Genomic DNA, 11,904 nt, shown 5'->3' with positions numbered 1-11,904 from the left:
TGCACTAGCGGCGGAAGCGGCGCCTCCACTACACCGGTGTGTGACGAGGCGGACACGAAAGGTGACCGCCACGCACCGCAAAGGAGGCGGCCATGTCCGCACCCATGTCAGCGGACCGCTTCATCAACGCACTGCGGCGCGAGGGCCTGACCGTCGTGGAGGTCGGCGCGTGGCGCACCCACAACCGCAACCACAAGGGCCCCTGGGGCCCGGTGCACGGGGTGATGATCCACCACACCGTCACGCACGGCACCGCGTACACCGTCCAGCTCTGCCGCGAGGGCGACGAGGACCTGCCCGGCCCGCTCTGCCACGGCGTGATCACCAAGGACGGCCGCGTCCACCTGGTCGGCTACGGCCGCGCCAACCACGCGGGCGCGGGCGACTCCGACGTCCTCGCGGCGGTGATCGCGGAGAAGCGGCTCCCCCCGGACAACCAGGCCGACACCGACGGCAACCGGCACTTCTACGGCTTCGAGTGCGAGAACCTCGGCGACGGCGAGGACCCCTGGCCGGCGATCCAGCTCGACGCGATGGCCCGCGCGGCGGCGGCCCTCTGCCGCGTCCACGGCTGGACCGCCCGCTCGGTGATCGGCCACCGCGAATGGCAACCGGGCAAGCCCGACCCGAGGGGCTTCACGATGGACTCACTGCGCGACCGGATCACGGACCGACTGAAGTAACGGCTGACAATGGCCGTGTGAACCAGTTGCAGCCCCGCCCGCCGTCCCCGCTCGTCGAAGTCACGGACGAGCGGTTCGCCGCGCGCGGGGTACGACTGCTGCTGAAGCGGGACGACCTCGTGCATCCGGATCTGCCCGGCAACAAGTGGCGCAAGCTCGCGCCGAACCTGCGGGCGGCGGTGGCGGGCGGGTTTCCGGCGCTGGTGACGTTCGGGGGCGCGTACTCGAACCACCTGCGGGCCACGGCGGCGGCCGGGCGGCTGCTGGGCCTTGCGACGATCGGCGTGGTCCGCGGGGACGAGCTGGCCGGGCGGCCGCTGAACGAGTCCCTCGCGCGGTGCGCGGCGGACGGCATGCGGCTGGCGTTCGTCCCCCGGTCGGAGTACCGGCGCAAGGCCGAGCCGGAGGTGCTGGCCCGGCTGCTCGCGGGGGTCGGCGCGGCCGACGCGTACGTGATCCCCGAGGGCGGCAGCAACGCGCTCGCCCTGCGGGGCTGCGCGGAGCTGGGGCGCGAGCTGCGGGGTGTGGCGGACGTGGTCGCGGTGGCGTGCGGCACCGGGGGCACCCTGGCCGGCCTCGCGGCGGGCCTCGCCCCGGGCCAGCGCGCGCTGGGCGTCCCGGTCCTGGCGGGCGGCTTCCTGGCGGCGGAGATACGTTCCCTCCAGCTGGCCGCGTTCGGCGCCCCGGCGGGTGACTGGACCCTGGCGGAGGGCTTCCACCACGGCGGCTACGCCCGCGTCCCGGCGGAGCTGGACGCGTTCGCGGCCGACTTCGAGACCCGCCACGGCCTGCCGGTGGAGCGCATCTACGTGGCGAAACTCCTCTGGGCCCTGACGGAGCTCACCCACTCCGACGCCTTCCCCCGGGGCACGACCCTGGCCGCGATCGTCACGGGCCGGCCGTAGGCGGAGTCCGCGAAGCCCCGCCAGGGCGCCGGGCCGTTCGGGCACGGTTGCGGGCCCCCGGCGGGTTACGGCGACTCCTCGCGGTACGCCGCCGCCTCCTCCAGGTCCAGGCGGCGCAGGAGGGCCCGGAGCATTTCGTCGTCGATCTGGCGGCGGTCGCGGAGGGAGACGAAGACCTCGCGTTCGGCCTCGATCATCTCGCCCGCCAGCCGCCGGTACACGTCGTCCGCCGACTCCCCCGTGTCCGGGTTGACCTCGCCCAGCCGCTCCCACACCGCGTTGCGCCGGCGTTCCAGCACCGTGCGCAGCCGGTCCGCCAGCGGGGGCGGCAGCGTGTTGCCGGGGTCGGTCAGGAGTTCCTCCAGCCGCTCCTCCGCCGCCCGCGAGGCCGCGCTCTGCGCCTGCGCCTCCGCGAGCGTTTCCGCCTGCGCGTCCCGCCGCGGCAGCCGCAGCAGGCGGATCAGCGGCGGCAGCGTCAGACCCTGCACCACCAGCGTCCCGATCACCGTCGTGAACGTCAGGAACAGGATGAGGTTCCGGTGCGGCACGCTGATCGGCACCGAGAAGGCGATCGCCAGCGAGACCACGCCGCGCATCCCGGCCCAGCCGACCACCACCGGCGCCTTCCAGTTCACCTCCGGTTCGCGCCGCCTGACCCGCGCCGACAGCACCCTCGGCAGGAACGTCGCCGGGAACACCCACACGTACCGGGCCACCACCACGACGAGGAACACCGCGATCGCGTACCAGGCCGCGTCCATCCCCTCGTACTCCCCCAGCCCCTTCAGCACCACCGGCAACTGGAGTCCGATCAGTGCGAAGACCACCGACTCCAGGATGAAGGCGACCATCTTCCAGACCGCCGCCTCCTGGAGCCGCGTCGCGAAGTCGACCTGCCAGTTCCGGTGCCCCAGGTACAGCGCGACCACGACCACCGCCAGCACCCCGGACGCGTGCACGCGCTCCGCCGCCGCGTACGCCACGAACGGGATCAGCAGCGACAGCGTGTTCTGGAGCAGCGGTTCGCGCAGGTGCTTGCGCAGGTGGTGGATCGGCACCATCAGCAGCAGGCCGACGCCGACGCCTCCCACCGACGCCAGCAGGAACTCCGCGATGCCGCCCGCCCAGCCGGCGCTCGTCCCGATCACCGCCGCCAGCGCCACGTTGTACGCGGTGATCGCGGTGGCGTCGTTGACCAGCGACTCGCCCTGCAGGATGGTCGTGATCCGGTTCGGCAGCCCGAGCTTGCGCGCGATCGCGGTCGCCGCCACCGCGTCCGGCGGCGCGACCACCGCCCCCAGCACCAGCGCCACCGGCAGCGAAAGCCCCGGCACGAGCAGGTAGGCCGCGTACCCGACGACCACCGTCGCGAAGATCACGTACCCGACCGACAGCAGCGCGACGGGCCGGATGTTCGCCCGCAGGTCCAGGTACGAGCTGTCCACGCCGGCCGTGTACAGCAGCGGCGGGAGCAGCAGCGGCAGCACGATGTGCGGGTCCAGGGCGTACGAGGGCACGCCCGGGAAGTACCCGGCCAGCAGCCCGGCGGCGACGAGCAGCAGCGGCGCCGGCACCGGCGTCCGGCGGGCCAGCCCCGCCACGACGGCGCTGCCGGCGACCAGCGCCACCAGTGGCAATACCTCCATCGAAGATCACCCTCGCTCGATTGCGTCGGACTCCGCGGGCCCGTACCTCAGTACGCTGGCCATCATGAGCGAGTGCACCCATGTTCCCGAACTGCCGCGCCCCGAGCCTGTCCCACGTGCGCAGACCTGCCCCGAATGTCTGGTGCTCGGCAGCCACCCGGTGCAACTGCGGCTCTGCCTGTGGTGCGGGTACGTGGCGTGCTGCGATTCCTCCCCCCACCGGCACGCCACGGCGCACTACCACGAGACGGGTCATCCGGTGATGAGGAGCTTCGAACCGGGCGAGACATGGCGGTGGTGTTTTGTCGACGGTTCGATCGTCTGAGGCGGGGTAGGTCAACCCTCCGCCGGTTCCCCTGATTTGGGCCCCGCAGACCCCTAGCCACTGTGCGTGCCCATGGGCTTACCATCAGTCACTGACAGAGGCATGGCCGGCCTGGGTGCTCCTTGCGGGTGCCATGAGGGGTGCCGCGACACGATCGACCGGATCGCGATAGCGTCACCGGCGAACAGAGCTCGTACCACCTTGGAGGTGAGGGTGTCCCAGATCGCAGGCGAGCCCGGGACCCAGGACTTCGTGGAAGTCCGGCTGCCGGCTGCGGGTGCCTACCTGTCTGTGCTGCGAACGGCCACGGCCGGCCTCGCGGCGCGTTTGGACTTCACTCTCGACGAGATCGAGGACCTCCGCATCGCGGTGGACGAGGCCTGCGCGATCCTGCTCCAGCAGGCCGTGCCGGGCTCCGTCCTCAGCTGCGTCTTCCGGCTGGTGGACGATTCGCTGGAGGTGACCGTCTCGGCGCCGACCACCGACGGCCGCGCACCGGAACGCGACACGTTCGCGTGGACGGTCCTTTCGGCCCTGGCCGGCAAGGTCGAGGCCACCGTCGAGGAGAACCGGACAGTGAGCATCAGCCTCTACAAACAGCGCGGCGCGGGACCAGGCCCGGCGTGAGCGGCGGGGAGATCCCGGTGCGGGGCGGGGATCGGCCCCGGGTACGGCACGAGGTCGACGGCGGCATCCCGGAGCAGCAGCACGCCCGGCCGCACCCGGCTGACGCGGATGCGGAAGACGGCTTTTTGGACTCGGCGGAGCGACGGGCGGGCCCTATGAGCGAGAACCAGCACGACCAGCCAGAGTCACCGGAGGCCGCTGCCACGGCCCCGGTGGCACCGGTGCCGCCCGCTGCGGCGGTACCGGATCCGCGCGACCGCAGTGGCGCGCGGGCCCTGTTCTTCGAGCTGCGGGAGCTGCCCGAGGGCTCGGCGGAACGGGCGGAGCTGCGCAACCGGCTCGTCCGGATGCACCTGCCGCTGGTCGAGCACCTGGCGCGGCGATTCCGCAACCGCGGAGAGCCGCTGGACGATCTGACGCAGGTGGCGACGATCGGCCTGATCAAGTCCGTGGACCGGTTCGACCCGGACCGCGGCGTCGAGTTCTCCACTTACGCCACCCCCACGGTGGTCGGGGAGATCAAGCGCCACTTCCGGGACAAGGGCTGGGCGGTCCGCGTGCCCCGGCGGCTACAGGAGCTGCGGCTCTCGCTGACGACGGCCACGGCGGAACTGTCCCAGCAGCACGGCCGCTCCCCCACGGTGCACGAGCTGGCCGAGCGGCTGGGGATCTCCGAGGAGGAGGTGCTGGAGGGGCTGGAATCGGCCAATGCCTACAGCACGCTGTCCCTGGACGTCCCGGACACGGACGACGAGTCGCCCGCGGTCGCGGACACGCTGGGCTCGGAGGACGAGGCGCTGGAGGGCGTCGAGTACCGCGAGTCCCTCAAGCCGCTGCTGGAGGGGCTGCCGCCCCGGGAGAAGCGGATCCTGCTGCTCAGGTTCTTCGGGAACATGACCCAGTCGCAGATCGCGCAGGAGGTCGGCATCTCCCAGATGCACGTCTCCCGCCTGCTGGCCCGCACCCTGGCACAGCTGCGGGAGAAGCTCCTCGTCGAGGAGTGAGGGTGCGGTAGCGAAGAGCGAGGAAGGGCGGGGGTTATCGGGTCTGTTCCCCGGGCCCGATTCCCAGTGCCTCCGTCGCCGTCGGGTTCACCAGCAGGGCCACGACGGCCACGGCCGCCAGCGCCAGACCCACGGCGGCGGCGATCATCGCCCCGCCCGTGGTCCACAGGGTCCACGCCACCGGGAGCGCCATCAGCTGGGTGATCAGCGCCGGGCCGCGGCTCCAGCGGCGGCCCAGGCGCAGGCCGCGGGCCGCGAACAGCGGCAGCGCGGCGAGCGCGAGCAGCGTCACGCCCCCGGTCTCGGCCTGCTGCGGGGAGTCGGGGTCGCCGGCGATGCCCACGAACAGCATGTAGACACCGAGGCCGGCGAGCGCCAGGCCCTCCAGCGCGGTGAGCGCGGCGGCGGCGGTCAGCCGGCCGGGCAGCGCACCGCGGGCGGCATCGGCCGCCGCGCCGTCGGCGCCGGGCGCGGCAGCGGTCGCGGTCGCGGGGACATTCGAGGCAGGCTTCTTACTCACCCCAGCAGGGTAGCCGCGCCCCCTCGCCCCCGGAGGGGACGGCCAGTATGGGTCGCCCGTGGAGGGGTGGGTAGGCTGGCGCTCATGCGTGCACTCCTCGTGGCCAACCCAGCAGCGACGACCACCAGCGCGCGCACGCGCGATGTCCTGACCCACGCCCTGGCCAGCGAGATGAAGCTGGAGGCGGTCACCACCGAGTACCGCGGTCACGCCCGGGACCTGGGCCGCAAGGCGGCCCTGGAGGGAATCGACCTCGTCGTCGCGCTCGGCGGCGACGGCACGGTCAACGAGGTGGTCAACGGGCTGCTGCACGAGGGGCCCGACCCGGAGCGGCTGCCGAGGCTGGCGGTGGTCCCCGGCGGCTCCACCAACGTGTTCGCCCGGGCCCTGGGGCTGCCCAACGACGCGGTCGAGGCGACCGGCGCCCTGCTGGACGCGCTGCGGGAGCGGCGCGAGCGGACCGTGGGCCTGGGTCTGGCGGCCGGCACCCCGGGCACGGAGGACGAGTCGGTTCCGGCGCGCTGGTTCACCTTCTGCGCGGGCTTCGGTTTCGACGCGGGTGTGGTGGGGCGGGTCGAGCAGCAGCGGGAGCGCGGCAAGCGTTCGACGCATGCCCTGTACGTACGACAGCTCGTACGCCAGTTCCTGGAGGAGCCGAACCGGCGGCAGGGCACGGTCACGCTGGAGCGGCCGGGCGCCGATCCGGTTCCGGATCTGGTGCTGTCCATAGTCTGCAACACCTCGCCGTGGACATACCTGGGCAATCGTCCGCTGTACGCGTCTCCCGAGGCGTCGTTCGATACCGCACTTGACGTATTGGCCCTCAACCGTTTGTCAACTCCGGCCGTCGCCCGGTACGCGACACAGCTCCTGACCTCGACTCCTGAGCGCGGCCCGCACGGCAAGCACGCGGTGTCTCTGCACGATCTGACCGACTTCACCTTGCATTCGAAGGTTCCGCTTCCGTTCCAGATGGACGGAGACCACCTCGGTCTGCGCACCAGCGTTCGGTTCACAGGCGTTCGCCGTGCACTGCGTGTGATTGTGTGAGTGGAAGGGCCCAAAGTCCTTTCACTCGAACGTTTACACGCCGGTCCACCCCTAGGAAGTAGGGCTGTGACCTAGTAGACACCGACGAATCAAAAAAAACTTTCCGGAAGGGGTTGTATCCCCGTCCGAGGTTTGCGAATCTCTACATGGCGATCGGGACAGCCCGCACAACCCGGCACCCACACAGACCGCCAGAACCCCACCACGAATCACGGACCGCACCGGGAAACTGGGCGTCGGCCCTTCCCTCACGAGGGGATTCGTGAAAGCGTTCACATTCACAAGCAACCTGCCCGCAATACAAGGAGATGGAGCAGCCATGGACTGGCGTCACAACGCCGTTTGCCGCGAGGAAGACCCGGAACTCTTCTTCCCCATCGGCAACACCGGTCCTGCGCTGCTGCAGATCGAGGAAGCCAAGGCCGTCTGCCGCCGTTGCCCCGTCATGGAGCAGTGCCTGCAGTGGGCGCTCGAGTCCGGTCAGGACTCCGGCGTCTGGGGCGGTCTCAGCGAGGACGAGCGCCGCGCCATGAAGCGCCGCGCCGCTCGCAATCGGGCGCGCAACGCCACCGCCTGACATCGACTTTCGAGCCTCGAGCCGCAGCGCGTAGTACCCATATAAGCGCTCAGCAACGTGCTCTTGAGCCCCGGACCGAGAACCTTCGGTCCGGGGCTCAGTGCTGTCCGTCACTCACCGCGAACACAGCCGATCACACAGGGTGACCGACCGTACGGTCACTTCTGCGGGCTGGCCGGGATGTCGAGGACGACCTTGGTGCCGCGCGGCTCGACCCGGAGCATGTCGAAGGTTCCGCCGAGCTCCCCCTCGACGAGGGTCCGTACGATCTGCAGCCCGAGGTTGCCGGCCCGCTGCGGGTCGAATCCCTCGGGCAGGCCGGAGCCGTCGTCGACCACCGTGATCAGCAGCCGGGCGTCGGCGCGGCCGGCGCCCGAGCGGGACGCGGTCACCTCGACCGTGCCGCCCTCCCCGTGGGTGAAGGCGTGCTCCAGGGCGTTCTGCAGGATCTCGGTCAGCACCATCGACAGCGGAGTGGCGACCTCCGCGTCCAGGATCCCGAACCGGCCGGTGCGCCGGCAGGCCACCTTGCCCGGGGAGATCTCCGCGACCATCGCGATCACGCGGTCGGCGATCTCGTCGAACTCGACGCGCTCGTCGAGGTTCTGAGAGAGCGTCTCATGCACGATCGCGATCGAACCGACGCGGCGCACGGCCTCGTTGAGCGCTTCGCGGCCCTGAGGAGAATCCATTCGCCGGGCCTGTAGCCGCAAGAGCGCCGCCACCGTCTGGAGGTTGTTCTTCACCCGGTGGTGGATCTCCCGGATGGTCGCGTCCTTGGTGATCAATTCACGTTCGCGACGGCGCAGTTCGGTGACGTCGCGGCACAGCACCAGGGAACCGATCCGGGTCCCCTTCGGCTTGAGCGGGATGGCGCGCAGCTGGATGACCCCGCCGTTGCCCTCGACCTCGGTCTCCCGGGGGGCCCAGCCGCTGGCGAGCTTGACGAGCGCCTCGTCGACGGGGCCGCGGGAGGGGGCGAGTTCGGTGGTGGTGGTGCCGAGGTGCTGGCCGACCAGGTCGGCGGCGAGGCCGAGCCGGTGGTAGGCGGAGAGCGCGTTCGGGGAGGCGTACGTGACGACGCCGTCGGCGTCGAGACGGATCAGGCCGTCGCCGACGCGCGGGGAGGCGTCCATGTCGACCTGCTGGCCCGGGAACGGGAAGGAGCCCGCCGCGATCATCTGGGCGAGGTCGGAGGCGGACTGGAGGTAGGTCAGCTCCAGCCGGCTCGGTGTACGCACAGTGAGCAGGTTGGTGTTCCGGGCGATCACTCCCAGTACCCGGCCCTCGCGGCGGACGGGGATCGACTCGACGCGGACCGGCACCTCCTCGCGCCACTCGGGGTCGCCCTCTCGCACGATCCGGCCCTCGTCGAGCGCGGCGTCGAGCAGCGGGCGGCGGCCGCGGGGCACCAGGTGGCCGACCATGTCGTCGTGGTACGAGGTCGGACCGGTGTTCGGGCGCATCTGCGCGACGGAGACGTACCGGGTGCCGTCGAGGGTGGGCACCCACAGCACGAGGTCGGCGAAGGACAGGTCGGAGAGCAGCTGCCACTCCGAGACCAGCAGGTGGAGCCACTCCAGGTCGGTTTCACTGAGAGCGGTGTGCTGGCGTACGAGGTCGTTCATGGAGGGCACGTGGCGAGCGTACCCCGGGTACGGGTCATGACTTTCCCCACGCGAATACTCAGGAGTATCCAGGATGACCTGATTCCGCGTACTGTTGGAGGAAGTGACGGCAACGAATGCCTTGTCATTGGATGGACAGAACAGATTGGTCTAGTCCACAATTGCTCTAAGCTTCCGCCCTCCCCGCACAGGAGGACGGATCGAGGTAAGCCGCGCACTCTGCCCTGACTGCGCAGGCACCTCCCAACCGGCCGCGGGAACCGCACACCCTCGGCCGTAAGTACTCCGGGCTACGGTGCCGGGCGGGCTGAGGGTCCCGTCCTGGCACCGTGGCCCAGAGGAATTTTCGAGGCCCTTCCGCCTGGTGCGCGCCGGTTCCGCTTACTCGGGCCAGGCCAGCAGCGCCAGCGCCGCCACCGCCTCCAGCTCCTCCCGGGTCGCCCCGTCGCGCGACTGCTGGGACATCCCCACGAGCACCGCCCCCGCGTAGCGGGCCAGTGCCCGCGCGTCGGTGTCTGCGGGCAGCGCGCCGGCCGCGACGTCGGCCCGGATCCGGCTCTCGAACATCGCCAGGTTGGCGTCGCGCCGCTCCCGCAGGGCGTCGGCGACCTCCGCCGAGGTGGTGTTGGTGGCGGCGCTGATCACCAGGCAGCCCGGCGGGTGGGCCGGGTCGGTGTAGATCTCGGCGGCCTCGCGCAGGATCCGGTCCACGGCCGCGCGGGCGGTGGGCTCCTCGGCGAGCGCCACGCCAGCGAAGTCCGCGTACCGGCTGCCGTACACGACGACGACCTCGTCGAAGAGCTTGCGCTTGTCGCCGAAGGCGGCGTACAGGCTGGGCGCACCGATCCCCAGCTCCCTGGTCAGCTCGGAGATCGAGGTCGCCTCGTAGCCGCGCTCCCAGAAAGCGCGCATGGCCTTGTCGAGGGCGGCGTCGCGGTCGAAGGAGCGGGGCCTGCCGCGCTGTCCGGTCACCATGGGGCGATTCTATAGCGGGCGCTAGGAAATCTGGTACGGTCCATTCTGTAGCGACCACTAGATATTGCGGAGGGGGGCGCGTCATGGGCGTGCTCAAGGGCAAGACGGCACTGGTCACGGGCGGCAGCCGGGGCATCGGACGGGCGATCGCGGAGCGGCTGGCGCGGGACGGGGCACGGGTGGCCGTGCACTACGGGCACGACGGGGCGGCGGCGGAAGCGGTCGTGGCGGCCATCGCGGCCGAGGGCGGCGAGGCGTTCGCGGTGCGGGCGGAGCTGGGCGTGCCGGGCGACGCGGAGGCGCTGTGGGCGGCGTACGCGGCCGATCCGCTGGCCACGGAGGGGGTGGACATCCTGGTGAACAACGCGGGCGCGCCGCATTTCGGGGGCATCGGGGCCACGGACGAGGAGACGTACGACCGGGTCCAGGCGCTGAACGCCAAGGCCCCGTTCTTCGTGATCCGGCATGGGCTGGCGCGGCTGCGTGACGGGGGCCGGATCGTGAACGTGACCGGCACCCCGGACATCGCCCTGCCGGCGATCCTGGCCACGATCGCAGCGAAGGGGGCGGTGAACGCGCTGACGGTCTCGCTGGCGGCGGAGCTCGCGCCGCGGGGGATCACGGTGAACTCGGTGGGCCCCGGCATCACGGACACCGACCTGAACGCGGCCTGGCTGGCCGATCCGGGGGCCCGGGCGCACGCGGCGTCGCGCTCGGTGTTCGGCCGGATCGGCACGGCGCAGGAGGTCGCGGACGTCGTGGCCTTCCTGGCCTCGCCGGACTCCCGCTGGATCACGGGCCAGCACCTCTCCGCTACGGGCGGCCTCCAGCTGTCCCTGCTCTGACCCGGGCCGGGGCCCGGGACGGCGCCCCGCCCGGCGCGGCCGGCTCCGGCCGAGGCCCCTGGGGCTCCGCCCCGGACCCCGCCCGCCCTCCCGGCAGGGCTGGAATCGCCCTGCGGGCAACCCGGCCCCGCCGGGCGAGCGGGCGGGCGGGCGGTGGAGGGGGGGACGGGATCACCATGGAGTTGGAGGGAGTTCGGCCGGACGGGGGACGGCTCTGCTAGATTGGTCTATACCATACCGCCACACTCCAGATCGGCAGGCCCCGCGTGGAAGTTGTCATCGTCCCGGACGCCAAGGCAGGCGGCGAGCTCATCGCGGAGGCCATGGCCGCCCTGCTCCGCCGCAAGCCCGACGCCCTGCTCGGCGTGGCGACCGGCTCTACCCCGCTGCCCGTCTACGAGGCCCTCGCCGCCAAGGTCAGGGCCGGCGAGGTCGACGCCTCCGAGGCCCGCGTGTGCCAGCTCGACGAGTACGTCGGCCTGCGGCCCGGGCACCCCGAGTCCTACCGCTCCGTCGTGCTGCGCGAGGTCGTCGAGCCCCTCGGGCTGACCGAGGCCTCGTTCATGGGCCCCGACGGCTCCGCCGCCGACGTCCAGGCGGCCTGCGAGGCCTACGACCAGGCCCTCGCCGCCGCCGGCGGCGTCGACCTCCAGCTCCTCGGCATCGGCACCGACGGCCACATCGGCTTCAACGAGCCGTGCTCCTCCCTCGCCTCCCGCACCCGGATCAAGACGCTGACCGAGCAGACCCGCGTCGACAACGCCCGCTTCTTCGACAACGACATGGACCAGGTCCCGCACCACGTCATCACCCAGGGCATCGGCACCATCCTCGACGCCCGCCACCTGGTCCTGCTCGCCACCGGCGAAGGCAAGGCCGAGGCCGTCGCGCAGACCGTCGAGGGCCCGCTGTCCGCGCTGGTCCCGGCCTCCGCGCTGCAGCTGCACCGGCACGCGACCGTCGTCGTGGACGAGGCCGCCGCCTCCAAGCTGAAGCTGGCCGACTACTTCCGCCACACCTACGCCGGCAAGCCCTCCTGGCAGGGCATCTGAGCCGCACCGCACCAGGCACGCGAAAGGCCGGGCTCCCCCCACGGAGAGCCCGGCCTTTCGCGTTCCC

The 11,904-nt window shown here is 71.7% G+C and carries 13 protein-coding genes; 9 read left to right on the top strand and 4 right to left on the bottom strand.

The window, feature by feature from the left end; translation table 11 throughout:
• Window positions 1-92: 92 nt before the first annotated feature.
• Both OG982_RS20350 and OG982_RS20345 read left to right on the top strand, forming a co-directional pair.
• Window positions 93-683, top strand: a complete 591-nt coding sequence (locus tag OG982_RS20350; RefSeq protein WP_266784699.1) for an N-acetylmuramoyl-L-alanine amidase — start codon at window positions 93-95, stop codon at window positions 681-683.
• A gap of 17 nt (window positions 684-700) precedes the next feature.
• Window positions 701-1,588: a 1-aminocyclopropane-1-carboxylate deaminase/D-cysteine desulfhydrase gene (locus OG982_RS20345; RefSeq protein ID WP_266784701.1), complete on the top strand. Its 888-nt coding sequence runs from the start codon at window positions 701-703 to the stop codon at window positions 1,586-1,588.
• A 65-nt stretch (window positions 1,589-1,653) separates the two neighbouring features.
• Here the strand turns inward: OG982_RS20345 and OG982_RS20340 are convergent, their stop codons facing one another.
• The gene (locus OG982_RS20340; protein ID WP_266784703.1) at window positions 1,654-3,234 is read right to left on the bottom strand and encodes a Na+/H+ antiporter; all 1,581 of its coding nucleotides are present in this window, start codon (window positions 3,232-3,234) and stop codon (window positions 1,654-1,656) included.
• A 64-nt stretch (window positions 3,235-3,298) separates the two neighbouring features.
• Between OG982_RS20340 and OG982_RS20335 the strand changes: the two genes are divergently transcribed.
• From OG982_RS20335 to OG982_RS20325, 3 genes are all read left to right on the top strand, one after another.
• Window positions 3,299-3,559 carry a UBP-type zinc finger domain-containing protein gene (locus OG982_RS20335; protein ID WP_266784705.1) on the top strand — a complete coding sequence of 87 codons (261 nt, stop codon included), beginning with the start codon at window positions 3,299-3,301 and terminating at the stop codon, window positions 3,557-3,559.
• Between the two features lie 213 nt (window positions 3,560-3,772).
• Window positions 3,773-4,186, top strand: a complete 414-nt coding sequence (locus OG982_RS20330; protein ID WP_008741530.1) for an anti-sigma regulatory factor — start codon at window positions 3,773-3,775, stop codon at window positions 4,184-4,186.
• 11 nt (window positions 4,187-4,197) lie between these two features.
• The gene (locus OG982_RS20325) at window positions 4,198-5,190 is read left to right on the top strand and encodes an RNA polymerase sigma factor SigF (protein ID WP_266791821.1); all 993 of its coding nucleotides are present in this window, start codon (window positions 4,198-4,200) and stop codon (window positions 5,188-5,190) included.
• A 34-nt stretch (window positions 5,191-5,224) separates the two neighbouring features.
• Here OG982_RS20325 and OG982_RS20320 read toward each other — a convergent pair whose 3' ends face one another.
• Window positions 5,225-5,710 (bottom strand): hypothetical protein, encoded by a 486-nt coding sequence (locus OG982_RS20320; protein ID WP_266784708.1) that lies wholly within the window; start codon window positions 5,708-5,710, stop codon window positions 5,225-5,227.
• A gap of 84 nt (window positions 5,711-5,794) precedes the next feature.
• On the opposite strand from OG982_RS20320, the gene OG982_RS20315 reads away from it, so the two are divergent.
• Together OG982_RS20315 and OG982_RS20310 are read left to right on the top strand one after the other, a co-directional pair.
• The gene (locus tag OG982_RS20315; protein ID WP_266784710.1) at window positions 5,795-6,760 is read left to right on the top strand and encodes a diacylglycerol kinase family protein; all 966 of its coding nucleotides are present in this window, start codon (window positions 5,795-5,797) and stop codon (window positions 6,758-6,760) included.
• 319 nt (window positions 6,761-7,079) lie between these two features.
• Entirely contained in the window at window positions 7,080-7,337 is a 258-nt protein-coding gene (locus tag OG982_RS20310) for a WhiB family transcriptional regulator (protein ID WP_004937597.1), read from the top strand.
• Window positions 7,338-7,495: 158 nt separating this feature from the next.
• Here the strand turns inward: OG982_RS20310 and OG982_RS20305 are convergent, their stop codons facing one another.
• Together OG982_RS20305 and OG982_RS20300 are read right to left on the bottom strand one after the other, a co-directional pair.
• Window positions 7,496-8,965, bottom strand: a complete 1,470-nt coding sequence (locus OG982_RS20305; protein WP_266791823.1) for a sensor histidine kinase — start codon at window positions 8,963-8,965, stop codon at window positions 7,496-7,498.
• Window positions 8,966-9,346: 381 nt separating this feature from the next.
• Window positions 9,347-9,940 (bottom strand): TetR/AcrR family transcriptional regulator, encoded by a 594-nt coding sequence (locus tag OG982_RS20300; RefSeq protein WP_266784712.1) that lies wholly within the window; start codon window positions 9,938-9,940, stop codon window positions 9,347-9,349.
• A gap of 83 nt (window positions 9,941-10,023) precedes the next feature.
• On the opposite strand from OG982_RS20300, the gene OG982_RS20295 reads away from it, so the two are divergent.
• Both OG982_RS20295 and nagB read left to right on the top strand, forming a co-directional pair.
• Complete coding sequence (locus OG982_RS20295; RefSeq protein WP_266784714.1) at window positions 10,024-10,785, top strand: SDR family NAD(P)-dependent oxidoreductase; 762 nt, start codon at window positions 10,024-10,026, stop codon at window positions 10,783-10,785.
• 266 nt (window positions 10,786-11,051) lie between these two features.
• The gene (gene nagB / locus OG982_RS20290; protein WP_266784716.1) at window positions 11,052-11,837 is read left to right on the top strand and encodes a glucosamine-6-phosphate deaminase; all 786 of its coding nucleotides are present in this window, start codon (window positions 11,052-11,054) and stop codon (window positions 11,835-11,837) included.
• Window positions 11,838-11,904: the final 67 nt, after the last annotated feature.

This window comes from Streptomyces sp. NBC_01551, assembly GCF_026339935.1.
Lineage (GTDB): Bacteria > Actinomycetota > Actinomycetes > Streptomycetales > Streptomycetaceae > Streptomyces.
This window is presented reverse-complemented; position numbering and strand designations above follow the sequence as displayed.